Here is a 25,852-nt window from a genome sequence, read left to right on the forward strand (position 1 = left end):
AGAACAATATACAACTTTTGTTATTAACTTTGCAGAGCAAAAAGACGCTATTCATGATACAGTTTCTTGAAAAATACGCATTTGGAGTCTGTAACAGGTTAGGTGATTATCTGAAAATCCCCACAACTAGCATCAGGTTGTTTTTTATTTATTCGTCGTTCTTAACTTTCGGATCTCCTCTGATCGTTTATCTGACGTTGGCGTTTATCATGCAGTTCAGACGTTGGTTCAGAAGGCGTGACAATATACTTTGGTATTATTGAATTCTCCCTTTCAGTTTGCTGTAACCTTTATTCCCAGCCAAATACGCCAGGGGCGCAATTCCCTTATAGGCACCGGTTAGCATCTTCAAAGCTTTCTTTGGCTGAGCCGATCTGTACTTTAAAAAATTCCTTACAGTAAACACGTGGGCATTTGAAATAGCTTTTGCATGATCGGCTTTGCCCGACACCAAAAACCTAAGCAAGATCAGGAAGTCAATACTGAACCGCACCGGTATTTTCCACCACAACGATCGGGAAACGTCGTTTTTCAATAATAAAACGATGCTATTTCTAAAATTGAGATAGGTTTTATAGGCATTTGAGCTATCGAGCGTGCCTCCCCCAACATGATACACGACCGACTCTCCCTGGTAGTAGACGCTGTGGCCAGCCATCTTCAAACGCCAGCAAAGGTCAATTTCTTCCATGTGAGCAAAGAAGGTGGCATCCAGCCCGCCCGCTTCGTTAAAAGCGGCTGACCGGATAAACAAACAAGCCCCTGTAGCCCAAAAAACTTCAAGTTGGTCGTTGTACTGTCCGCTGTCTTTTTCAAGCGTTTCGAATACCCGCCCTCTGCAGAACGGGTAGCCAAGTATATCGATAAAGCCACCAGCCGCACCGGCATACTCAAAAGTGTCCCGCAAATTCCAGGAAAGAATTTTTGGTTGGCAGGCAGCAATCGTTTTGTCTGCTTCCAGAAGGGAAATCATTGGCTGAAGCCAGCCTTCGGTCACTTCCACATCTGAATTAAGCAAAACGTAGTAGTCGGCGTCGATCTGAGCCAGCCCTGCCTGATAGCCACCCGCATAGCCCAGGTTCTCTTCAAGGGTTATAATCCTTACGTCAAAGAAGTTTTTCTTCAGAAAATCTACCGAGCCATCGGTTGATGCGTTGTCTATCACCCAAATGTCGGCTTCGGGTGAAAAATCGATGACCGAGGGCATGAAACGATCAAGAAAGTCTTTGCCGTTGAAGTTGAGAATGGCTACAGCTACCTTTGGGCTCATACCATGCTACCAAAGTCGAACCCCGGAATATTGGGCAGAACTCCTTCTGTGCTCTTCTTTATTTCCTCTTTGGCTTTTTCATCAGCCTTTTCTGTGGCCATGTTTACTGCCGCTATCACCAGGTCCTGAAGCATCTCTTTGTCCTTGTCATTAAGGAGTGACGGATCAATATCAAGACTTATAAGCTTCTTTTTTCCATTAACTACAGCTTTGACCATACCAGCTCCCGACTCACCTTCCACTTCGATGCGTGCAAGGTTTTCCTGGGCAGCCTTCATTTTATCCTGCACCTCTTTCACCTTGCCCATCATTTTCATCATATCAAACATATGCTCTTCGTTTAGTTTTTCAGCAGAACAAAATTACCGCTTTTTTTGATCAGTCTGCCTCCTGCATCGGTTCCTTCCACATAATACCTGTATGTTCCCTGCGGGGCCCGGGCACCTTTGAATACGCCATTCCATCCTTTGGGTTGCTCAGTTGTGTAAAACACCAGCTCTCCCCATCGATTGTAAATTCTAAAGCTAAAATTAGTCACTTCGGGCCCCTTCACACCAAACTCCTCATTCAGGCCGTCTCCATTAGGGGTGAAGGCTGAGGGCAGATAAAGATCGCTGTGAAAAGAGATGGCCCGCCGATTGCTGGTTGTGACAAAGTCGGCATCAACACCTAACCCTGCGGCCCGCACGGTTACATAAGCAGCGCTGTTGTACTCGGAAGTAAGCCGCAACTCGTAGAAGGTGGGATCCCATACATCGAAAGTGGTCAACAGCGCCATATTGATATCCCATAGATCGACATAATATTGCCGCACACCGTCGGTAAGTGGCCGGTACTGATTCCACGTTAGGTGAAAGGTGTTCGTTTGTTGTTGCTCGATACTGAGAAATACAGGCCGGGTAATGGTGCCCAGCGGAGAAAGGTTATTGCATTCGTCGCTATAACGAATAGTATAAGAATAGCTGTTCTTTAAAAACTGTGGATTGCTAACCAGTTGCTCATTAATGTCGCCTTTGAAAGTAGCTCCTGTACTAAAATTGCTACCGTCAAAAGCATAAACTGCCTGATAGGTAGTGTTGGCATTGGCTTGCTCAGCACTCTCCCAACTGAGAAAAAGATCATCGCCCTGATAAGTGGAATAGACACCTGTGATAGGTGCTAAGTTTTGCTTTTCGAAGGAGGTGCCACACACCACCTGGCTCAGCGCAAACCCTACCGGATAGTTGACCCTTACCTGGTAACAGTAGTCGGTGTTGCAAATGAGGGTGGAGTCGGGATACTGCGTCACCCCGGCATTGGCAGACTGATAATATAAGGTATCATTGCGGTAGATTTCAAAAGACTGAGCTGCCGGGCCGGGAGGAACCCAGCTAAGGAGGTTTCGGTACTGCTCGAAGCTGGCAGCCAGGCTTACCTGGCAGAGAGTGTTGGAGTAGTAGAACTCATTGTTGCAGGGGTCGTAGGCTGCCAGACGAAAACAATAGTCGTTAGTCATCGGCAGCAGCTGATCCAACAAAATTTGATTCCCCTGAAAGACTAACGGAATCTCGCTGAAAGTGCTTCCATTGTTTTCCGACACCTGCAATACGTAGCTAATACCTGAGTTGAGCGTGGCACTGATCAGCATGGTGCTGTCCTGAAAAGTTTCGATGCTATTCAAGATCGGGTCGGTAAGCTCCCTTCTGGTGTTGATCGTGACGTTAGTTTCACCGCAACCATCATTGCCTCCGTTGTAGAAGCCCTTTACCCTTACGGGAAAGCTGCCAGCCACGCCATAATCATGAGGAACGGCATAGTTACCAGCCAGCACATCCACCGAATCGACGGTGGTGTAGTAAACCCGGTAATAATCGTAGGGGCTCGCAGGCACCTTCACACTGGCTGAAAAATTGCGGCAGTTGGCGACCGTTACCTGCGGTGGTTCCGGCGAATTTACTGTTATCTCCAGTGTGTCCGTCTTGGGGTTGATATCCAACCCAATCACCTGAACAATGTTGAAAGTACCGGGCGTATTGAAGGTATGGGTCGTGCTGTTGGTTACCGGAGCGCCATCTTCATACAAATACTGCCTGGAGATATTTCCGAAGTTATCCAACTCCGATATATTGATTGTAAGCGGAGCGCAGCCTATGGGTTTGTCAACAGAAAATCGGCCGATTTTACTGGTCTTTTGAGCATGTGCGACTACCGAAAGTGCCAACACCCCCCAACATACCGCAAGCTGAATAAACCGTTTTCTCTGAATCAAAGCCAAGTAATTAACCTGCCTGGTACTGTTACGCAGGCCTTTCGGGTAGTTAAACAACGCAATATAAAACAACGAAATTGCTTCCCTTACCTTAGCTCGCTAATGATTTGATCTATTGTGAATGTTTTTTGCTCCCCCGACTGAAGGTTTTTAAGCCCAAATTCACCTGAGGCGAACTCCGACTCTCCGGCCATGAGCAGAAAAGGAATGCCCTTGCTTTCGGCATAGGTAAACTGCTTTTTCAGCTTGGCTGACTCTGGAAAAAGTTCGGCCGCAATGCCCCCCTCTCTTAACTTACCGAGAACTGCCAACGCCTTCATTGCTGAGGCCGGGTCAAAATTAGCGATAAGCACTTTGGATGTGCGCAGCGACTCTGCAGGAAACAAGTTCAGTTCGTCGAGCACATCGTAAATACGATCAATACCGAAAGATATACCAACACCAGAAACGTTGGGCAAACCGAACATACCGGTAAGGTCGTCGTAGCGGCCGCCGCCGCAAATGCTTCCCATTTGCACGGAGGTTGGCTTTACTTCAAAAATGCAACCCGTGTAGTAGCTAAGGCCACGGGCCAGTGTTGGGTCGATGGCAAGTTGATCCACCTTTACCCCAAAACCTTCCACCATTGCCATTACCTCTTTCAACTCTGCGACGCCAACCATACCGACCTCACTGCCAGCCAATAGCTTTTCAAGGTCGGCAATGATAGTAGTATTAGACCCGGTGAGCTGCAAAAATGGTTTTAGCTTTTCGGCCACATCGTCACCAAACCCTCTTTCCTTTAGCTCCTCGAATACTTTCTCCTCTCCTATCTTGTCCAGTTTGTCGATAGCGACGCACAAAGGGCCTTCCTTGCCAGGGGCCCCCATCAGCTCGGCGATGCCGCTCAGTATCTTCCGGTTGTTGAGCTTGATAGAGTAGTCTGCCAGCCCCAGCTTTTCAAACACCTCCCTGATCATCAGCACAATTTCTGCCTCGCAAAGCAGGCTGTTGGTGCCCACCACGTCAGCATCACACTGGAAAAACTCCCGGTAGCGGCCTTTCTGCGGCCTATCGGCTCGCCACACAGGCTGTATCTGGTATCGCTTGAATGGAAAGTTGTGCAGGTGCTGGTTCATCACCACATAGCGGGCAAAAGGTACCGTGAGGTCGTAGCGAAGGCCTTTTTCGGAGATTTCTGGTGTGATGGATTTGGAGTTTCGCTCCGACAAGTTAGCATCAGAAGCATTTTTCATAAAGTCGCCAGAATTCAAAATCTTAAACAGCAGCTGATCTCCCTCCTCGCCATACTTACCGGTAAGCGTAGCCAGGTTTTCAATTGCGGGCGTTTCCAAAGGCTGAAAGCCAAATTTTTCGAAGACCGTTCGGATGATGCCGAAAAGGTAATTCCTCCTCGACATTTGAACGGGTCCAAAATCCCTTGTTCCTCTCGCTAAACCTGGTTTTTGTGCAGCCATTACTCCTGTTTTGCGGCAAAACTACGAATTAGTCGATGGAATTACCCTAAAGCTTTGTGATTTATAGCGTTGGGAGTTATGAATTTGAAAGTAAACCACTATATTTGCGCTCCATTTCGAAAAATATTGAACCTCATGGGAGTTACAAGATTAAAACGCAAGGGTCGTAAAAATAGAAACGTATCAGCTTCAAGGCAGTTTTCTATCAAGCATTTGACTGCAACGCCCGTTATAAAAAATGTTGACCTGGAAGAGCTGAAGAAGCAATTCACTGCTCCTAAGCCAGAAGCTAAGAAGGAAACACCAGCACCTAAAGCTGAAGCTCCCGTAGCTAAAGCTGATGCACCCGCTACAGAAGCACCAGTAGCCGAAGCACCTGCAAAAGAAGCTAAAAAGCCTGCTGCAAAGAAAGCCGCTGCTCCTAAGAAAGAAGCTGCACCAAAAGCAAAAGCTGCGAAGAAAGACAAGGACGCTGAGTAAATCACTCGGTTAACTATACACAAAAAGCCCTGCTTGCAAAAGCGGGGCTTTTTGTGTTAAGCAAGCCCGTCGCTACCCTTCCGTTAACTATGCGCTATACTGCCAGCGGACTCGCAATAAGTGATTCGGCTATTTTGGTCGCCTTAAGCACGAGAAATTTCACAAAGTCATCGAGGTAGTCGGCATCAACCGCCTTGGACTGCTCAAGCCAGGGATTCATGACGACCGAACGTAAGATGAAAAGTCCTTCCCGCAAATACTCTTCTTTCGTAAAACCATAGCTGATCAGAATATCGCCGACTGACTCCCAGGAATACTGCTCACTCCTGAGTTGAGTTCTCGAAACAAAAAAGGCATGATCGTAAGGCATGAGGTGGCGCTTGTCCTCCGTTCTCAACGATAAGGTTTCGTAAACTCCTCTATTTATGGTATTATTTTCCTTTAATGATGCCCCATTCAGCAGCACCAAATAGCAGACAACGTTTGTGTCGGGTTGGGTCAACGTGCGTATCGTTAACCTGGTGTTCTTAAACTGAGCTGCGTTAATTAACTGGTAGAGTCGCTGGGCTCCTGCCAATGACTGCCTGATGATTTTTCCATGGCCGTGTCGGTGAAGCGGGATCGTTCTGTGCGTTAACCAGGTCGCCAGGGCGGCCGCACCGGGCTTAGATCCTTCAATGATATAGGGCCCAATGGCTTCATCCAATACCCTGGTATCGAAAAAATTGACGTTTGTCTGGTCGAGGATATAAGGCGCCTTTTGCCTTGCATAAAGTACGCTCCGCTTATCTTTAAAATTGATCACACCAGAGGGGTACGGGATGTATCCCAGCTTATGAGGATCGATCGTGACCGAATCTGCCAAATGAATAAATTCTATATCCTTGTTTTCAAACGCCTCTTTCCCAGCACCATCTGATTGCCCGGGGTCGTCTGCATAGAGGGTTCGCAAGTAGCCTCCCCAGGCTGCATCGGCATGAAGCCAGAACGATTTACATTTCTCCTTTTCGTACTTTTTCCTTGTCTTTTCGATATCCACCAGCGGATCGACTGCTCCTTCCTCAGTTGTGCCCATAATGCCTACCACAGCCACAATTGTTTGTGAAGCACTCATGCCCAGTATGGCCTCTTCAAGTTTTGGAATCGAAAGTCTGAAATTGTTGTCGACAGGCATAGGAATCACCTGGTCGTCGCCAAAGCCGAGCAGGTTGGCAATTTTCCGGATACTGTAGTGAGCAGCTTCCGAAACCAGAATAACTGGTTCCACCCCGACATCCCGGTAAAGCCCCACCCCTTTTTTACCAACGTTGTACCTGCTGGATTGAAAAGAATCCTCCAACCATTGATGAGCGTCGTCTGACTTACACTGTGCTGCCAGTCGTTCCGGGATATTCAGCCGTTCATCGAGTGTGAGGTTGAGCAGTGTAGCAACAGGCACTTCCCTGATGTCCTTCGAGTCTCCATTGGGTAACCCCACCTGGAATGCGATAGATTCCTCCCGGCAAAGTTCAGCCACCATCACGGGAATCCACTGCGTTTGCCGGGCCAACCAAAGCGCCTCCATATTGGCAATGGTGCCGCCAGAAGTAATATGAGACCAGCTTTTGTCTGTATCGTAGCCCAGCATGCCTGCAATCATTTTGCCGGCTTCTATTTCCAGTTTTACTGTTACCGGGGCTGCCTCATCTGACACATTGTTGGGATTGTACAACATACCAGCAAAATAGCCCATGATCCCTGGCATACTTGTTTCCGATATCATATGCGCCAGGTAGCGGGGAGAGTAAAAGGGATAGTCAGCTTTTAGCTGATTGAGGACAAAGTCGAGCTCGTTGCTCAATTTATCAAACCAAACGTCGTGCGAGCGTCGCTGCGCCCGGCCGAGAATAAGCGGGTCTTCCGGAAAATAATTCTTTCTCCAGTGGGCATAGTCCTGAAAAATGTAGTTGATAACTTCCTGCCATACCCCCGCCTGCTCTGACTTTGGCCCCAGAAACCAGGCACCCATTGGTAGCTCTTCTTCTCCCTTCCACATAAGTTATGTTTTTTCTTTTTACTATCTAAAGCTAGAAATACACCACCGCCCACCCTATGACTTTAGTCAGGTTCGATAAACACTTTTGCCATCATTTCTAATAAATCTAAATAAAAGACTTTTTAATCTTTTATTGTTTTACATTTGCCGAACCATTGCTAAATAACTCAAATACTATCTCCCCATGGACAATTCACCCCAGCACAGTTTTCATATCCCCGTTATGGGATTGGCTTACACCATTGATTCGCCAATAAAAGTGGCCCGGTTTGGTATATCCTCAGTGATGTCCATCATTGAGGACAATCTGATCGAGAAAATGAGGAGCTATTACTATGGGAAAATAAACGAGCCCTATCTGCCGATTTCCACTCATGAAGAAGATTACAGGGCTAAGCGTATCACCGACTACCTCAACCTTGTGAACCGAATTGTGTGCCAGCAGGTAGAAACCCTCCGAAATTCAACTTTTGAGGCGGGGTCAGAGATTGTCAAGTACTTCGAAATGCTCCCTGACGGCAACAAGGTCAAACAGCTATTTCAGCTCATGAATGAACTACAGGACCGGGAGGAACAGGAGCAACTCCAGAAGTACTTAAAAAGTCAGATCCAGCCGGGAAGTATCGATGTGAACATAATGACTAAGGTTGACAAAGTGAACACGGATGCCTTTGGTAAGCCGATAGAAGATGGATCGGATGCCCTTACCGCCCTCAGGGGGTATGTAAATAGTGATCTGGTCAACTCCTCTGTCGTGTTATCGGCGGGTATGAAGCCCCGCCTGTTCAACTATATGGAAAAGCTGCATCAATTGGCCGCAAAGGGTTGGGGCGATTTTGAAAAGAAAATAGTTATTAAGGTAAGCGACTACAGATCGGCCCTGATTCAGGGCAAGTACCTGGCCAAGAAGGGCCTCTGGGTTAGTGAGTTCAGGATAGAGTCGGGGCTTAACTGCGGAGGACATGCTTTTGCTACTGACGGCCTCCTGCTGGGGCCAATTCTGAACGAGTTCAAAAACAAAAGAGCAGAATTGCGTATCGAACTATTTGAAATATACAACAGAGCACTCCAGGAAAAAGGCCTCCGCACCTATAATGAAGCTCACCCAATAAAAATCACAGTGCAGGGAGGCATAGGCACTTATGAGGAAGATCAGTTTCTCAGAAGGTTTATGGGAATGGACAGCACCGGCTGGGGCACACCATTTTTACTTGTACCAGAGGCCACCACCGTAGACGACAAGACGTTGCAGTTGCTGGCTAAAGCAGGGCAAGATGACCTCAAACTAAGCAAAAACTCCCCCCTCGGTGTGCGCTTTCATTACCTGAAAGGAACCAGTTCGGATGAGGAAAAACTTAATCGAATTAAAAAAGGTCGGCCCGGCAGTCCCTGCACAGAAAAATACCTCGTTTCCAATACCGAGTTTACCAAAGAGCCAATTTGTACTGCCTCCTACAAATACCAGAAATTAAAGGTAAAACAGTTGCAGGGGATGGAGCTCCCGGAAGATCAATACCAGCAGCAATTAAGCAATGTGCTCGATAAAGAATGTCTGTGCATCGGATTGAGCAATTCAGCGGTACACACTTACCAACTCAAGCCATTCAAAAAACTGGAGGCAGTTACTATTTGCCCGGGCCCAAACATTGTCAATTTTTCGGCAACATTGTCTCTTCAAGCTATGGTCGATCACATTTATGGCAGGGCCAATGTGATCTCCAACCCGCAAAGGCACCATATGTTTATCAGGGAACTACAGCTCTATATCGATCACCTGAAAGAATCGATGGAATTCAATAGCGGCGAGTTGGCTATTAAAAAGGACAAATACCTCAAAACATTCCATGACAACTTGCTGGACGGCATAGCCTACTACAGGCATATTGTAGTCGACATCGCCCATGGTATCGAAGAGCTGAAATATCGGTTTCTAGACTCGCTTGAAAAAGAAGAACACAAACTTCGGTCGTTGTACGAAAACTACGTTAGCCATACAAATTCTCTTGAGGCAGTATAAAGCACCACATGAGCCCCTTGCAGAAGACTCGGGGGCGACATAACTTACGGACATGTTTTCAAAAGCCTGCGAATATGCCGTAAGAGCGGTCATGTACATTGCCATCAAAAGCGCTAAAGGGCTGAAACCGGGCTTCAAAGAAATCGCCAGGGAAATTGACGCCCCGGATCCGTTTGTTGGTAAAATCTTGCAACAGCTGGTCAGGGAAGGTATCATATCTTCCAATAAAGGCCCGAACGGCGGGTTTTATCTTCACCCCGAAGGCAAGCCTGTGCCACTGATGGACATAGTGAGGGTAATTGATGGCAAGGAGGTGTTCAGCCTCTGCGTGCTTGGGCTGAAGGACTGCTCGGACAAATTCCCATGCCCTATTCATCACGATGTAAAAGCCTTCCGGGATAAATTGAAGGAAAGCATGCAAAACCAGCACGTTCAGGATCTTGTGAAAAAAATAGAGCAAGGCAAAGTGTTTCTTAAAAACCATAGCATTAACAGCTAGAGAAGATTTGCGCAGCGGTGCACCTCGAAGCATTTGCAACTATTTTACCCCTCTCCTGAAACAATCTCTTCTGCTTACAAAGGCGAATCTATTGGAACCAGATGCGCTTTTTGAAAAGAACTGGCTCAAGACCCCAAAGGCTAACTTTTTCAGGCTCCTACACTCACCTTTCATCTACACGAAATAAGCTCAAGCAAAAGGTAATTTAATAAAAGACTTTTTAATCTTTTATTAATATATTTGTTGAGCAGACGAAATCCTCAGAGGCTAGTCAGTTGGAAGGCCTTTGTGCATTTCAGAATGACGCTGCAACTCAGCCTTTGCAGGTATGGGCGGCAGTTGACCAATATTATCTACCCAGAACAAAGAAAGACATGGAACTAAACCAGGAAATTCTTAGTGACATTATCGTACACATGAAGTATGCACGGTACATTCCGGAGCTCAATCGCAGGGAACTATGGCCGGAAATCTGCGGTCGCTATGAAGAAATGATGGTGGACAAATACCCTCATATGCGAGAGGAGATTCGGGAAAACATGGCGTTTGTACTACAAAAAAAAGTACTTCCCTCCATGCGGGCCATGCAGTTTGCAGGTCCTCCTATTATTAAAAACAACAGTCGTATTTACAACTGTGCCTACTTGCCAGTAGACGATATCAGGGCGTTTTCTGAGGCCATGTTTCTACTACTGGGCGGAACTGGCGTTGGGTTTTCCGTTCAGTTGCACCACGTCAGTCAATTGCCTGCTGTTCAAAAGCCCGAGCGGAGAAGAAGATTTTTGGTCGGCGACAGCCTGGAGGGCTGGGCCGATTCCATCAAAATGATTATGAAAGCCTATTTTGGATTTCACAGCACTCTGCCTGACTTCGATTACTCGGATATACGGCCCAAGGGAGCGAGGCTGGTTACCGCCGGCGGCAAAGCGCCAGGCCCTGAACCTCTAAGAGTTTGCCATGCTCATGTCATCTCCGTTCTTGAAAGAAAGCAGAACGGTGAAAAGCTGTCCTCACTGGAGTGCCACGACATCATGTGTCATATTGCCAATGCAGTGCTTTCGGGTGGCATTCGCAGGTCAGCTATGATATCTCTTTTTTCGCCGCAAGATGATGAAATGCTGAGCTGCAAGTTTGGCAACTGGTGGGAGCTTAATGAGCAAAGAGGCCGGGCCAACAACTCCGTGGTGCTCACCAGAGACGGCACTACCAAAGAGTCTTTTATTAAGCTTTGGAAGAAAATAGAGCTGTCGGGCTCTGGAGAACCTGGTTTCTATTTCACTAATCACCCAGAGTGGGGAACCAACCCTTGCTGCGAAATTGCTTTGCGGCCTTTCCAGTTCTGTAACCTCTGCGAAATTAACGTTTCGGATGTAGAAACGCAGGAAGACTTGAACGCAAGGGCCAGAGCGGCTGGTTTTCTGGGCACACTTCAGGCCGGATTTACCGATTTCCATTACCTGAGGGAAGAATGGATTAAAACAACGGAGGAGGATGCTCTTATCGGCGTAGGAATGACGGGAATAGCCAGTGGGAGAGTTTTCCAAATGGATTTGAAGGAAGCGGCTGATGAAGTGAAGCATGTCAACATGGAGGTATCGGCGAAAATTGGGATAAACTTTGCTGCCAGGTGCACTACAATAAAACCCTCCGGCACCAGTTCACTTGTATTGGGCACCTCTTCTGGCATCCACGCCTGGCACAACGATTTCTACCTGAGAAGGGTAAGAATAGGTAAGAATGAAGCATTGTACCAATACTTGAAGGACAACCACCCTGAGCTGCTGGAAGACGACTTACTCAACGAGAAACAGGGCATTATCTGTATCCCCCAGAAGGCACCTAAAGGGAGCATTACACGAAGCGAAAGTGCCATGGATTTACTGGAAAGAATAAAAATCTTTAATACTGAGTGGGTGAGGAATGGATATCGTCTTGGCAACAATGCTAACAACGTATCGGCAACAGTGTCCATCAAAAAAGACGAATGGAAAAAAGTCGGACAATGGATGTGGGAGAACAAAGCATCCTATAATGGTTTGAGTGTGCTGCCGTTTGACAGTGGAAATTATCAGCAACCTCCATTTGAAGATATTACTGAGGAGAAATTCAATGAACTGGAAATAAGCTTACGCAGCATTGACCTCTCAAAGGTAGTGGAGGGGGAAGATGAGACCGACCTGCAAGCGGAGGCAGCGTGCGCCGGCGGTGCCTGCGCTATCGTTTAGCCCCTCTTCCCCAGCTCAATCAACTGCAGGTTCTTAACCCCCTCTGGCGTAAGATCAAACCGCATGATGGTGCGCATTTTGTGAAAGCCCTGCATGCCAGCTGCACCCGGGTTGATGTGGATCAGAGGAAGCCTTGCTTTGTCGGTAAGGACTTTCACTATATGAGAGTGCCCGCAGATAAAAAGATAAGGTTTGATCGTATCCAGTTGCTTTATTACCCTTCGGTTGTACCTGGGGGGGTAGCCGCCTATATGCGTGATCCAGATCGTTTTTTCTTCCCGTTCGAATACCTGGTCTTCCGGATATGAATGTCTCAGGTCAGCGCCGTCGATATTACCATATACGGCTACGACCGGCTTGAAGGCCTCCAGCTTATTCATGACCTCCTGGTCGCCAATGTCGCCAGCATGCCAAATTTCATCACACCCCGCAAAATATTCAAACACTCTTTCGTCCAGATAACCGTGCGTGTCTGAGATCAGTCCTATTTTTGTCATTATATATTCAATACGAATTCAGACAAATAAACAAGTTTAGAAAGAATATTTGGTAGGTTTACGATATTCGTTTCGCTACCCAGAATACTACACCAAATAGAAAAATGAACATTGATAGTCAGCATAGAATAGACTACAGTCAAATCAGAGCTAATCTGATTATTCTTTTCATTGTGGCGGTCTCAGTAGTGATTGGCGTGGCGCTATTCCTCAACGCCAGGCTCGACAGGTTCATTGCCATGAATGCCGACCTCGGCAAGGTAATTAATGTAGCTGGCAGACAGCGAATGTTGAGCCAAAATATCAGCAAAACAGGGCTGCTGATTTATTATTCCGATAGCCTTTCCATCGACCGAAAGAAAACAATCGATTCCCTTTCCCTTATTTTTGCAGAGGCTCATCGCTCACTGAAAGGAGACAATTTTGCCTTCCATGAAAATAAAGAGCAACGCACAAGGCTAGATTCTCTTTTTGACAAGCTTGAAATTTCTTTTCAGGGCCTGACCAGCACGGCCAAATCTATTGCTCATTCAAGCCCGGTGTCGAAACAAAATGCAGAAAGTCTTCTGGCATACGAATCGGCCTTTCTACCCTTGATGGATGAAATCACCAATGAGTATGAGCGCCTCTCCTCCGAAGTATTGGATGAGATAGATAGTAGCACCACACTGGTCAATTATTCAATCGCTATTTCAGTATTACTTTCAGCAATTACGGTGCTACTGGTCACACTAAATGCCATCAAGCACTATTCTGTAAGGCTTGAACAAACGAGAGAAGATTTAGAAAAATCAGTTAGCCAGGAAAAGTTAAAAGCCGATAAGCTTGAGTTTCTAACACGGTCAATTAAGGTTGGTATTTGGGAAAAAAGTGTTTCTGACGGCGCAGAGAGGTGGTCGGAAGCACTCTACACCCTGCTAGGGTACAAAAAAGACGAGATAAGACCTACGTCGGAGACATTTCTTAGCCTGGTGCATCCGGCTGATGTTCCCATACTTATGGACTCCACGGATTCATCCATAAAAACTGGCCTTCCCTCAACCATAGAGGTGAGAGTGAAGATGAAGAGCGGGGATTACAAATGGGTAGAGGCCACCGGCAATACGCAACGCTCTGAGAATGGGAAAATTTCCTTACTCATTGCCGGCATTGTTGACATCCATGACCGCAAAGTGCTTGAAATGCAGCTCAAGGCCTTTATCGAAAGGGCTCCTGCGTCGATTGCAATGTTCAACAAAGACCTGCGGTACATAGCGGCAAGCCAAAAATGGGTCGAAGAATACAACATTCAAGATCAGGTCATTATCGGGAAAAGCCACTACGATATTTTTCCTGAAATAAATGACAGCTGGAAAGATATCCACAGAAAATGCCTGAATGGTGCTGTTGAAATGAGAGACGAAGATCCATTTGAACGAGCAGACGGCACGATCCAATGGCTAAAATGGGAGGTGAGGCCATGGTACATCGACCAGGATACTGTTGGAGGTATCCTCATGTTCACAGAAGACGTTACCAACAACAGACTCAAGAAGGAAGAGTTGCAAAAAGCAAAAGAGGTCGCCGAAGAAGCTTCCAAGGCCAAGGAGCAGTTTTTGGCCACCATGAGCCATGAAATACGCACTCCTCTGAACGCCATCAATGGCATTACCCAAATCCTTTTGCTGGAAAACCCAAGGTTCGATCAAAAGGAGCACCTCAACCTGCTGAAATTTTCTGGCGAAAGTCTGCTAAGCCTCATCAACGACATCCTCGATATATCTAAAATAGAGGCGGGAAAATTGGTACTTGACTATGCGCCATTTGATTTTTTCTATTTGGTGAATGCGATTAAAAGCTCATTGGTTTTTCGGGCAAAGGAAAACCTGGTCACGGTAGAGGTAGACTACGATAAAAACCTTCCCCATGCGTTTATAGGTGATGACACGAGGGTCACACAAGTTCTGTACAATTTAGCTGGCAACGCTATTAAATTTACCGAAAATGGCAACGTGACCATTTCGGCTAAATTATTAAGCCGAAGGGATAACTTTTGCAAAATGCGGGTGTCAATAACCGACACAGGAATTGGCATGTCCGAAGAACAGCAAAAGGGTATTTTTGAAGCATTTAGTCAGGCTGAAGGTGGAACTACCAGAAAATATGGAGGAACAGGTCTTGGCTTGTACATCACAAGGAAAATTTTGGAGATGATGGGTTCCGAAATTCAGTTGCAAAGTAAACCTGGAGAGGGTTCAACCTTCTTTTTCGATATCGAACTTGAGGAAACCACTCTCGAAGTGGAGCTGACAAAGGGAGCGGTACAAAAAAGCAAAGACTTCAATGGCAAAGACGTACATGTGCTGGTAGCGGAAGATAACACAGCCAATCAAATCATCATGAAGAAGTTTCTCAAGTATGTGGACATTACTTTTGACATTGCATCCAATGGATTAGAAGCTTTTGATGCCTTGCAAAAAAAGACATATGATTTGGTGCTGATGGATCTCCAAATGCCGGTAATGGATGGGTTTACGGCGACCATCAAAATACGGGGCAGCACCGACGAGTATTTCCAAAACATCCCCATCGTTGCGTTAACGGCTGACGCATTCTCCAATATTCGGGAAAAAACATTTGCCGTTGGTATGACTGACTATCTCAGCAAACCATTTAAACCAGCAGATCTTTATGCCATTATTGAGAAATATGCCGGGCGAGTAAAAAAGGAAGTGACAGTGGCTGATTCTTCTCTAAAGAGTAAAATCTATGAGTTAGGAGAAGGCGACAAGGAATTTGTAATGGAGTTTTCCAACAACAGCGTGCAAAACTACACCGAGTTTGTTGCCGACTTGCAGAAATCCGTTAAGGAGAAAAACCTTGAGCTCTTGCATCGAATCACACATAAAATAAAGTCTTTAAATATGCTGTTTGAGCTAACAAATCTGGAGTCGAAAATTGACGAGCTTAAGTCGCACAAAGAAACATTTTTCTCACAAAAATTGCTTGTGGAGGCTATTGTGAAGGAGGCCACCACAGTTATAGAAGACATCAAAAGTACGATAGCAAATGACTAAAACATATGTAATTGTGGACGACGACAGGGCGTTTGTTACCCTACTCAAAAAAAGATTGGATAGCTTTCCATATTTGAAGTGCTTAGGAGTATACTACAGTACAGTAGAAGCAGCAGTAGGGATCACGAGGCTAAAGCCCGATATTCTTTTTTTGGATATGGAAATTGATTCCCTCAACGGACTTGATGTACTAGCCGTTCTTGAATATCAGCCCAAGACCATTGTAGTTTCGAGCAACGCTAACTATATGGAAGAGGCATTTTCATTTAAGATTTATGATTATTTAAAAAAGCCACTGCCAGACATTAGCAGGCTTCAAACAGCGCTCAACAAAGTTATTTAGCATATTGATGTTATCATTAGAAAAGAAAAAATCTCTTAGAGTGTGCGGCATGGTGTCGCTCACCATTGCCTTGATAGTAATGATAGGATGGATGCTCGATCTATCCTACTTAAAAGATCTGGGGGTAGCGGGAGCGAGTATGAAGTTTAATACAGCTCTGGGCTTTTCTCTGCTGGGGCTGGCACTTATAGCTAAGGCCTCCGAGCAAAAATGGGCAGTGGTCGTTTTAACTATTCTGCTTAGCATCCTTACCCTGGTAACATTAGCTGAATATATTTTTGGCGTTAGCCTGGGAATAGACCAGCTATTTGTAACCGACCGGCGGAGTGTGAAGTATCCCGGAAGGATGTCCACAGGAAGTTCCACTGCATTTTTATTAACGGCTTTTGCGCTTACCAATTTAACAACCCGCAGATGGTATTTGCGGCTAAAGCAATACGGCCTCCACCTTGTTTCATTTATGGCACTCCTGTCCATTTTGGGAGTGGCGTTTGGGCTGTCGCCAAACGACAGGTTGATCTTTATTTCATCAATGGCATTGCACACAGCCATATTATTTTTAGCTACTTCCATTTGCCTTTCAAGCCTCTCACAATTTGGCTTAGCTGATATTTTGACAGGAAAAAAGCCAGGAAATATACTGTCCAGAAGAATGTTTGTACTGATGACGGGAACAGTTCTGATTGCAGGCTATTTGCTGACTACGCTTGAATCTCATCAATTCATAACTGCCAAGACATCAACAGTACTAATTGGCGTTATTTCGTTGTTCTTTAGCTTGATTTATGTCGGTCTCATTGCTAAGCGCCTCAATTTGTCTCATGACATAAGGCGATATACAGAAAATCAGTTGCAGTCGTATAACGAGGCGCTGGAGTCAAAAGTGGCTGAGCAAACAAAATCAATGAAAACTACGTTGGATCGCCTTAACGATATTAACCGGGTGGCCATGATTGGTGGATGGGAGGTTGATCTGGCAACCAATAGAGTTGCCTGGAGCACCACAACAAAGCGTATCCACGAAGTGCCTGAGGACTACCAGCCCGACCTGTCAACCGCTATTAAGTTTTACAAAGAAGGTGAAGACCGAAACGCCATGGCCAAAACAGTCAATGATGCCATTTCACTAGGCTTACCATGGGACCTGGAACTAAGAATAATTACCTCAGCTGGCAAAGAAAAATGGGTGAGGGCAATAGGTAAACCAATTTTTGAAAATGGAAAGTGCGTGAGGCTAAACGGTACTTTTCAAGACATTGACAAAAGAAAACGGGTAGAAATAGAGGCAACGGAAGGGCGAGAATTTCTGCAAACACTCATTGACAACATCCCTGTAAATATTTACGCTAAGGATATTGAATCTCGAAAGATCCTCATTAACAAAGCCGAGTTGTCGCTTATGGGCCTCAACGATAAGGCGCTGGTTATTGGCAAAACAGATCATGAGTTGTTCCCGAAAGCCTCTGCTGACTTATCTAAAGCGGAAGACTTACAAGTATTTTCGACGGGAGAACCTATATTGGGTGTAGAGACCTCCATGACACTAAACTCCGGAGAAACACGTTGGTTTCTGACATCAAAAATACCGGTAAAAAACACAGAAGGCATTATCACTGGCCTACTTGGGGTTAGCGTGGACATTACCGACAGAAAGCGCAGTGAAGAATCACTTAAGGGGGCTGCCTCCTTTAAAAGGCAACACCAGGAGCTACAGAACTTTTTTTCTACTCTTTCCGAACAACTTCTGAATCCTTTGGTAAGTTTACTCAAAGAGATTGAAACTATCGGTGGGGAGAATGAGGAAAAGCTGGCCAGCAACGTAAACAGGCTTCAAATGTCACTACGAACGACGGTGAAAGTGATTGAGGACTTTACGCTTTCGACAAAAAACTCCAACTCCGATGACTGGCGTAACATCAAATAGTAAGTCAGAATAGTTTTATTTGAAGGTAAGTTTTGCGTTTGCTTACACATGCGGGTATGTCACAAAGCTATATTGCAGTACCTTTGCAGTGTTTATTACAGAATAATTTTTCTGCATACTATGGAAATTGTAAAAGTATTGATTTGCGAGGATGATGAGGCACTGAGCTCTCTGATACGATTTAAACTCTCCAGAGCAGGCTATCGGAATTGTGAGTTGGCTGCAGACGGCAAGAAGGCAAAAGAGATGATACGAGACAATGAGTATGACTTAGTCATCACGGATATCCATATGCCCTATGCCTCAGGGCTGGAGCTGACGACGTATATAAGAGAGGAACTGAAAAGGCAAACACCCATCATCATACTGTCATCAGAAGGAGTGGAAAATACTGTGCTTCAAAGTTTTAATTTGGGCATCAACGATTTTCTTACAAAGCCCTTCAGCCCGCAAGAGCTTGTCATAAGGGTGAAAAAATTGCTTGGGCATCAATAGTTTCATCACAGAAAGCCTTGATTCCAATAGAGCTCATATACTTCCTTAATACGTTAATGGCGACGGCTGCTATTGGAGTGGTAATCCTGATTATTGTGCTAAAGGTCAGAAAAAAATACCGATATGAAAGTGAGAAAAGTCTACTCAAAGTAATAGAGAAGGACCTTAACAACTATTTGATATCTTCCACTGAGAATGAAGGAGTTAAATGGAAAAGTGTTCACCACTATCAACTAAATGAAATTAAAGCCAAACTTGAAAATAGCTTTCTTAAGGGGGTCTTTATAAGGCACTTGATCTCTTTAAGGAAAAACCTCTATGGAGAGTTTGATGAGGTATTGGAGGATTTGTATGAGCTTCTCGGACTTCATGAGTTGAGCATAAAGAAAGCCAATAGCCGGAGAATAACCTCGGTTGTTAGGGGAATACATGAACTGAGTCAATTTGAGTACAAATCCGGATATCATCATGTCCTCCAGCACCTTGGCCATAGCAGTCAAATTGTGAGGCAGGAAACCCAGGTGGCCTTGCTAAATTTGAGTGCAGGAAGTCCGCTGTTCTTTTTAAAAACAAGCTGGAAGGATCTTTCCGGCTGGCACATATTAAGTTTGCATCATACCTTGCTAAGGACAGGCCTTGCTCACCGTGTGCAATATGACTACTGGCTACGCAATCCAAACTGGGAAGTACGAGCGTTTATTATTGACATGTGTGTGTTTTTTAGGCTTGTTGCACACATGGACAACATAAGGATTCATCTTTTCAGTGACGAATATCAGGTTCAGGCGGCGGTTTTAAGAGCCGTTACAGAAATGGGAGACGACAGGGATGCTCCAGGCGTCTATAAATTCCTGGTGAACACTGACCGGCAAGACTTAAAAATTCTGTCTATCAATGCACTGGCAAAAGTAGGTGGACCCGATGAGGTGGAAGGTTTGCTCACCCTTCTTGAGACAGACCATTCCGACACGTTGCTGGCGACAGTTATGGCCATTGAAGAAATTTCTGGCAATGCCGAAGAGCTGATCAGCAACTCGTATGATCTGCAATCTCACATTCATTTGGCTACCGCACTTGCTCACATCAGAGAACCATTGAACAACAGCTAAATCAATGATCAAGATTATATACGGTTTGCAGTTTTTATTTCTGGTATATGCTGTGGCCATCTTTTCTTCCTATTTGATTTTGGCTCTCATTTCTTACTTTGAAATGCGCAGGTACATGACGAAAAACTCATTTGCTGATTACAAAATGATTCTTTCGTCGCCTTTGGCCCCCTCCATATCGCTCGTTGCTCCTGCCTACAATGAAGGATTGACTATAATCGAGAATGTGAAATCTCTTATGTCAATCGAATACAATAACTACGACATCATTATCGTCAACGACGGGAGTAAAGACGACTCTCTTGAAAAGATGCAGCAGGCATTTGATTTAAAAAAAGTAGACTTCCTTATCGATCGCACCCTGCCTTGCAATGACATAAGGGCAATTTATAAATCAAAAAACAGGGCCTATAGAAAGCTTATTGTGGTTGATAAAGTCAACGGTGGCAAGGCTGACGCATTGAATGCTGGGATAAACATCAGTAACAAAGAACTGGTAGCCTGCATAGATGTCGACTGCATTATCCAACCAGACGCCCTGTTAAAAATGGTAAAACCTTACCTTGAAGACAGGGAAAATACGGTAGCAATTGGCGGTGTTGTTCGTATTGCCAACTCCTGCATTGTAGAAGAAGGTCGGTTGATAAAAGTTAATTTACCGGAAAGCCTCCTGGCCCGGTTCCAGGTACTTGAGTACATGCGTTCTTTTTTATTAGGCAGAATGGCCTGGAGCCGACTAAACGGCCTGATGCTCATTTCCGGTGCTTTTGGTCTTTTCAAACGTGAAGTAGTGTTGACGGTAGGTGGATACGACAAGTCCACTGTGGGTGAAGACATGGAGCTAGTGGTTCGGATCAGGAGAAAATTAATCGAGATGGGCAGAAAGGCAAAAGTGATATACGTGCCTGACCCGCTTTGCTGGACAGAGGCTCCGTCGGACAGGAAAATATTGGGTCGTCAGCGAAACAGATGGATGAGGGGCACTATTGAAACACTCAGCCGCCATAGAAAAATTTGCATGAACCCTAAATATGGTTTGCTGGGAGTTCTCAGCTACCCCTATTGGTTTATGTTTGAGCTTTTGGCACCCTGGATTGAGCTCTCAGGTTTGCTCTTTTTTGTGTACCTGACTATTGCTGGATTTGTTAACTGGGGCTATACGTTGACACTACTGTTGTTTGTATACTTGTTTTCGATATTCATTTCCGTTCTTACACTCTTATTTGAAGAAGTTTCTTTCTATCGCTACACTCGTCAAAGGGATTTTTATAAAATGCTGGCCACCGCTTGCCTTGAGCCAGTGCTTTTTCACCCCTCGGTGATGTATTGGGCAATTCGGGGAACGTTTGATAAGTGGAGGGGGAGGAAAAGCTGGGGCGAAATGTCGAGAACCGGGTTCTTAAAGAAAGCAGAGGCAAAATGACAACGAGGCAGGCTCCTTTTAGCCCTCCTCTAAAATTCACAATAATGCACAGTGGAAAAAAAATAACGATGAAACAATTACTTCTCATATTTGCAGGTCTGCTAGCCCTCCCTTTCAATACCATTGCGCAGAAGGTGACACAAGAGAAGCTGAACCAATTGGCAATGGAGCATGGCAAGCAAAGCCTCAACACTTTTTATGAGCTTTTGAGCCTTCCAAATGACGCACACTACCCTACCGATATTGAAAAAAACATTCAATGGTGCGAAAAAGCCTTTGCAAAAAGAGGATTTGCTACCAAAAGGCTGGAGACGTCAACCGTTCCCCTACTGCTTGCAGAAAGAAAGGCGAAAAAAGCCTCCAAAACAGTTCTCATCTATCTGCAGTTGGATGGACAGCCTGTAGATTCTACGAAATGGTTCCAAAAAAGCCCCTGGATTCCTGCATTAAAGAAGCCGGATGGCAAAGGTGGTTTTACGGAAATCGATTGGAGCAACCTCAGCGGTTCGTTTGATCCCGAATGGCGAATTTTTGCCCGCTCCACCAGTGACTCCAAAGGAGCGGCCATGGCGTACCTCACCTCTCTTGATGTGATGGAAAAGCTGAAAATGGAGCCTAACTTCAACATCAAGGTGATCATGGACTTTGAGGAAGAGCTAGGCTCACCAAGATTGCCGGGCGCAGTGGTTGCCTACAAGGAAGACCTGAAATCCGACATGCTCATCATATTCGACGGGCCCAGACATGTGAGCAACGAGCCTACGCTGACCTTTGGAGCCAGAGGCATTGCCACCATCACGCTCCATACATTTGGCCCGAGGGTAGCCCAGCACAGCGGTCACTATGGCAACTACGCCCCTAACCCAGCACTCAACATGGCTCAGTTGCTTGGCAGCATGAAGGACAAAGACGGCAGGGTCGTTATTCCTGGTTTTTACGACGGGATAACCTTTGATGAAAAAACCAAAGCCATTATGGCCAGCGTGCCTGACGATGAGGAATTTATCAAAAAGAAAATTGGGATTGCCGACATCGACAAAGTAGGCACAAACTACCAGGAGTCAATACAATACCCTTCCCTGAACATCAGAGGCATGTCGTCTGGCTGGGTAGGAAAAGAAGTGCGCACCATTGTGCCGCCAACCGCTACGGGCGAAATCGACGTGAGGCTGGTCATGGAAAGCGACCCGGAAAGGTTGATTGGGCTGATAAAAGAGCACATCAAAAGCCAGGGCTACTACGTAATTGACAACCGTGAGCCGACTGAAGAAGAAAGAATGTCGAAGTCGAAAATAGTTTCATTTGACTACGAAGTAAGTTACAAAGCTTTTCGCACCGACTATGACACAGAAGTGGGGCAATGGCTGGTGAAAGCCATGACAAAGGCATTTGGTACTGAACCCATTATGATTCGAACAGGTGGTGGCTCAATCCCTATCTCGCCTTTTGTTACTACACTTGGAATTCCGGCAGTGCTGGTGCCAACGGTTAACCCCGACAACAATCAGCATAGTCCCAACGAAAACATCAGGCTGGGGAACTATGTCGATGCGATAAAGACATTTACTGCTATTATGACGGAGAAGCTTTAGTGCCCTCATAAAAAGAATAAGAAAATGGTCAATCCATACTTCGAAAAATTCAAAGTGAGAGCCGCTGAAATTGGGCCAAATGGGAAGGCCAAATTCCCCGTGCTGATCAACTTTTTTCAGGAGGCAGCCTGGCAGCATGCAGATGCACTTGGCGTGTCAGTTCCAGCGCTCATGGAAAAAGGGCATACGTGGGTGTTACACCGGTTGTTTCTCAGGGTGGTGAAGCCTATAGAAAAAAATGAGGTGGTCGAGGTGGAGACCTGGCCGTCAGGCATCGAAAAGTTCTTCACGTTCCGGGACATGAGGTTCAAAAACGAAAAGCAAGAGCTGGTGGCAGAGGGTTGCACAGCCTGGGTAGTGATTGATATTGAAAAAAGACGGCTCATTCCCGTGCCTGACTATATCACGGGTGGCAACTTCGTTATTGAAAACAATCACCTCCCCCACCCCACCGACAAGCTGCCGTCGCTGGGAGAGGCTGGCAGTGGCCCCGAGTTCAAGGTATATTATCAGCACCTTGATCAAAACAACCACGTCAACAATGTTCATTACCTGGAATGGATGCTGGCCTCTCTGCCTCAAGACTACCTACTGCATATGAGTTTGAAGGAAATCGACATCCAGTTTAAAAGTGAATGTGTGCTAAACGACGAAATAACAGCTGAATTTCAGCAACTGTCGGACACTGAAATAATTCACAGTTTGAAAGAAAAATACAGCAAAAGAGAAGTGGCAAGGGCTCTGACTAGCTGGGAGGAGAAGTAGCGGCTCCCGCCAGTCGACCGTTCCCCAAAAGGCTTGCCCTTCCTGTTCATAGCTGCTAAAATATTTAGAAGCAAATGAGAGAGTTCAAAGAATTAAAATGGCTTCAGTTGCTAGTCATTAACTGGTGGGGCATCAGCATCCTTCTTCTCCTTTTTCGCCTTTATGCCCTGGTTGGAGTTAGCCAGGAGCATCTTGTCACTATTGGTGACACGGGTCTCACGTTTGTGGCAGGCATGGCCAACGATATGGTCACAGCTTTGTGCATTACACTCGCATTATCGCCGATCGTGTTGCTTCTCCATTTTGCAGCTCCCAAATGGCCTCTGATTTGGCATCTTCCTTCTTACATTTCTGTCGCTGCACTGAGCTTTGGACTGGAGCGGTACTTTGTTAACGAAATGACTCCTCTGGGTGCAGATTTTTGGGCCTACTCTGGCGAAGATGTCGCCGCCGTTATTACTGCCTCGGTTCAGGTAGATGCCATCCTTGTACTTGGCATCGTGATTTTGATGCTCTCGCTTCTTTTTGTGGTTTATATGAGCAAAAAAGCATTGCCAGGCTACAAAAGAACCTATTCATGGGTTGCCCTTTTTGCATTGTTACTTTCAATACCATTAAGTCTCCTTTCGTCACGCTTCGAGAGCCTGCAAAACCAATACCTTGCGGCTAGCAGAATGGGCTATTTTATTCGTTATTCAGTCGGCTCGCTGGGACTTTTTGATAGCCAATCAACTATCGCCTTAGGGAAATACCCATTTGAAAAATCATTTATTGACGCTGACGTACTGGGCCCGCACTTTGGAGACTTTGACGCACCCCCCAACCTTATTTTCATACAAGTGGAAGGGTTGGGTGGCAATTTTACCGGCGCTGGAGCTTCCATGAAGGGGTTCACCCCATTTCTCGATAGCCTGAGTGAAAAGAGCCTTTTCTGGCCTAATTGCCTGAGTACGACAGGCAGAACATTTGGGATAGTGCCGGCCTTGTACGGCTCCTTGCCATTGGGCGACACCGGCTTCATGGACCTGGGCCCTGACTACCCCTCCCACTTCACCCTGATTAGCTGGCTAAAGGACAATGGGTATTCGACGTCCTACTTTTACGGCGGCAATATCAACTTTGATAAAACTGACATTTTCCTTGAATACCAGGGTGTCGACAACCTGATTTATGAAGGTCGGTTTCCTGAATCCTACAAAAAAATGGAAGCCAACACTGATGGTTTTAGCTGGGGATATCCTGACAAGGCTCTTTTCGACTTGTATGAAAAAAGCATCCCCATAGAGGCCGGGCCACGTATGGATATGCTGATGACGATAACCACACACGAACCTTTCAAAGTGCCAGAAGCGAGTGTATACACTGCAAAATTCGATAGCGTGGTGGCAGGGTTTGACAACAAAGAGCTTTATGTAACCTACCGCAATATCTTTGAGACTTTTCTCTACTTCGATGACGCACTAAGAATTCTTTTCGACAAGCTCTCAAAAAGAGCGGACTGGAAAAACACTATCGTGGTCATTACAGGAGACCACAGGGTGATTCCGTTGCCACAAGAAAGCCAACTGGACAGGTTTCACGTTCCACTGCTGATCTATTCTCCCGCTCTAATGCATGGCCAAACATTTAAAGCGATGGCTAGCCATGCGCAGGTTACACCGTCTTTTGTGAGCTATTTCAAATCAAAATACAAGTTCCCCACAGAAAGTAAACTGCCGTTTATTAGTGGCACATTGCCAATTAAGACTGACTTCGAATCACACCTTTCCTTGCCGCTGATGCGCAACAAAGGAACGTTAGACATTTACCTTGACAACGACACACTATTGGCCAACGATAGATTATTCCATGTAACGAGCAGGCTAGCGACCGAGCCGGTTGATAACGCCGCAGGAAAAAAGCGAATAAAGGAAAAACTTAGAGCTTTTAAGCAAAACCAAAATGTCGCTTTGAATGAAAATCGGCTTTGGGAATACAATGCTGGCAAGAGTGCCAAACAGTTTGTGCTCAGCGACTCGGCCTTTCAATGGCTCGAAGAACTCGGCGTCAAACAAATAGGTTCCGACAGCCAGTTATACTTAGCCAAGACTCTGGCTCAAAAAAAAGAATACGAAAAAGCCCGGTGGGTGGCTGGCTACCTTCTCAACAATAGCCCCAACTATAGCGATGCACGTATACTGATAGGCCGAACATTTGCCTGGGAAGGGAAATATAACCTGGCAGCGCCAATACTTAAGGAAGGGCAACGGCGCAGTCCTAACTATGAAGATGTATACCTCGCCCTGGCTGATGTCTATTTCTGGGATGGCCAACTCGACTCTTCCCTGGTTTGGGCACAAGAGGGAAAAAAAAGGTTTCCTAATTCTACCGAGTTGGAAGAAAAGATAAAAAGGTTGAGCACCGTAAAATAAGCTATT

At 45.7% G+C, this 25,852-nt stretch carries 20 protein-coding genes; 14 read left to right on the forward strand and 6 right to left on the reverse strand.

Annotated features, from left to right (window positions below):
- The first annotated feature begins 53 nt into the window (after nt 1–53).
- Nucleotides 54–263, forward strand: coding sequence for a PspC domain-containing protein (locus AAC052_RS12715; protein ID WP_151999780.1), 210 nt, complete (start codon nt 54–56; stop codon nt 261–263).
- Here the strand turns inward: AAC052_RS12715 and AAC052_RS12720 are convergent.
- From AAC052_RS12720 to hisS, 4 genes are all read right to left on the reverse strand, one after another.
- Complete coding sequence (locus AAC052_RS12720; RefSeq protein ID WP_339813734.1) at nt 257–1,270, reverse strand: glycosyltransferase family 2 protein; 1,014 nt, start codon at nt 1,268–1,270, stop codon at nt 257–259. The two genes, AAC052_RS12715 and AAC052_RS12720, sit on opposite strands and share 7 nt — an antisense overlap.
- On the reverse strand, nt 1,267–1,599 hold the full coding sequence (locus AAC052_RS12725; RefSeq protein ID WP_339813735.1) for a YbaB/EbfC family nucleoid-associated protein: 333 nt from the start codon (nt 1,597–1,599) through the stop codon (nt 1,267–1,269). The genes AAC052_RS12720 and AAC052_RS12725 overlap by 4 nt, the downstream gene beginning before the upstream one ends.
- An 11-nt stretch (nt 1,600–1,610) precedes the next feature.
- On the reverse strand, nt 1,611–3,518 hold the full coding sequence (locus AAC052_RS12730) for a gliding motility-associated C-terminal domain-containing protein (RefSeq protein WP_339813737.1): 1,908 nt from the start codon (nt 3,516–3,518) through the stop codon (nt 1,611–1,613).
- Between the two features lie 86 nt (nt 3,519–3,604).
- On the reverse strand, nt 3,605–4,975 hold the full coding sequence (hisS, locus tag AAC052_RS12735) for a histidine--tRNA ligase (RefSeq protein WP_339813739.1): 1,371 nt from the start codon (nt 4,973–4,975) through the stop codon (nt 3,605–3,607).
- Nucleotides 4,976–5,053: 78 nt separating this feature from the next.
- Between hisS and AAC052_RS12740 the strand changes: the two genes are divergently transcribed.
- Complete coding sequence (locus AAC052_RS12740) at nt 5,054–5,455, forward strand: hypothetical protein (RefSeq protein ID WP_339813741.1); 402 nt, start codon at nt 5,054–5,056, stop codon at nt 5,453–5,455.
- A 94-nt stretch (nt 5,456–5,549) separates the two neighbouring features.
- Here AAC052_RS12740 and AAC052_RS12745 read toward each other — a convergent pair whose 3' ends face one another.
- Nucleotides 5,550–7,490: a pyridoxal-dependent decarboxylase gene (locus AAC052_RS12745; protein WP_339813743.1), complete on the reverse strand. Its 1,941-nt coding sequence runs from the start codon at nt 7,488–7,490 to the stop codon at nt 5,550–5,552.
- 184 nt (nt 7,491–7,674) lie between these two features.
- Between AAC052_RS12745 and AAC052_RS12750 the strand changes: the two genes are divergently transcribed.
- The 3 genes from AAC052_RS12750 to AAC052_RS12760 all read left to right on the forward strand — a co-directional run bounded on the left by AAC052_RS12750 (nt 7,675) and on the right by AAC052_RS12760 (nt 12,231).
- On the forward strand, nt 7,675–9,507 hold the full coding sequence (locus tag AAC052_RS12750; protein ID WP_339813744.1) for a hypothetical protein: 1,833 nt from the start codon (nt 7,675–7,677) through the stop codon (nt 9,505–9,507).
- Between the two features lie 52 nt (nt 9,508–9,559).
- Complete coding sequence (locus tag AAC052_RS12755) at nt 9,560–10,006, forward strand: Rrf2 family transcriptional regulator (protein WP_151999772.1); 447 nt, start codon at nt 9,560–9,562, stop codon at nt 10,004–10,006.
- A gap of 374 nt (nt 10,007–10,380) precedes the next feature.
- On the forward strand, nt 10,381–12,231 hold the full coding sequence (locus AAC052_RS12760) for a hypothetical protein (protein WP_339813745.1): 1,851 nt from the start codon (nt 10,381–10,383) through the stop codon (nt 12,229–12,231).
- On the opposite strand, the gene AAC052_RS12765 is transcribed toward AAC052_RS12760, so the two are convergent.
- On the reverse strand, nt 12,228–12,728 hold the full coding sequence (locus AAC052_RS12765) for a metallophosphoesterase family protein (RefSeq protein WP_317487817.1): 501 nt from the start codon (nt 12,726–12,728) through the stop codon (nt 12,228–12,230). The two genes, AAC052_RS12760 and AAC052_RS12765, sit on opposite strands and share 4 nt — an antisense overlap.
- A gap of 104 nt (nt 12,729–12,832) precedes the next feature.
- On the opposite strand from AAC052_RS12765, the gene AAC052_RS12770 reads away from it, so the two are divergent.
- From AAC052_RS12770 to AAC052_RS12810, 9 genes are all read left to right on the forward strand, one after another.
- Nucleotides 12,833–15,784 (forward strand): ATP-binding protein, encoded by a 2,952-nt coding sequence (locus tag AAC052_RS12770; protein WP_339813747.1) that lies wholly within the window; start codon nt 12,833–12,835, stop codon nt 15,782–15,784.
- Nucleotides 15,777–16,127, forward strand: coding sequence for a response regulator (locus AAC052_RS12775; RefSeq protein WP_339813749.1), 351 nt, complete (start codon nt 15,777–15,779; stop codon nt 16,125–16,127). Before AAC052_RS12770 ends, AAC052_RS12775 begins: the two co-directional genes overlap by 8 nt.
- Before the next feature lie 7 nt (nt 16,128–16,134).
- Complete coding sequence (locus AAC052_RS12780) at nt 16,135–18,051, forward strand: PAS domain-containing protein (protein WP_339813751.1); 1,917 nt, start codon at nt 16,135–16,137, stop codon at nt 18,049–18,051.
- A gap of 120 nt (nt 18,052–18,171) precedes the next feature.
- Nucleotides 18,172–18,546 carry a response regulator transcription factor gene (locus AAC052_RS12785; protein ID WP_339813753.1) on the forward strand — a complete coding sequence of 125 codons (375 nt, stop codon included), beginning with the start codon at nt 18,172–18,174 and terminating at the stop codon, nt 18,544–18,546.
- Nucleotides 18,547–18,563: 17 nt separating this feature from the next.
- The gene (locus AAC052_RS12790; RefSeq protein ID WP_317487822.1) at nt 18,564–19,655 is read left to right on the forward strand and encodes a HEAT repeat domain-containing protein; all 1,092 of its coding nucleotides are present in this window, start codon (nt 18,564–18,566) and stop codon (nt 19,653–19,655) included.
- A gap of 4 nt (nt 19,656–19,659) precedes the next feature.
- On the forward strand, nt 19,660–21,078 hold the full coding sequence (locus AAC052_RS12795) for a glycosyltransferase (RefSeq protein ID WP_339813755.1): 1,419 nt from the start codon (nt 19,660–19,662) through the stop codon (nt 21,076–21,078).
- Between the two features lie 68 nt (nt 21,079–21,146).
- Entirely contained in the window at nt 21,147–22,670 is a 1,524-nt protein-coding gene (locus AAC052_RS12800; RefSeq protein ID WP_339813757.1) for a M20/M25/M40 family metallo-hydrolase, read from the forward strand.
- 24 nt (nt 22,671–22,694) lie between these two features.
- A complete protein-coding gene (locus tag AAC052_RS12805) occupies nt 22,695–23,435 on the forward strand; it encodes an acyl-ACP thioesterase domain-containing protein (RefSeq protein WP_317487825.1) in 741 nt (246 codons plus the stop codon).
- Between the two features lie 74 nt (nt 23,436–23,509).
- A complete protein-coding gene (locus AAC052_RS12810; protein WP_339813760.1) occupies nt 23,510–25,846 on the forward strand; it encodes a sulfatase-like hydrolase/transferase in 2,337 nt (778 codons plus the stop codon).
- Nucleotides 25,847–25,852 lie beyond the last annotated feature (6 nt).

Source organism: uncultured Imperialibacter sp. (assembly GCF_963974565.1).
Classification (GTDB): Bacteria; Bacteroidota; Bacteroidia; order Cytophagales; family Cyclobacteriaceae; genus Imperialibacter; species Imperialibacter roseus.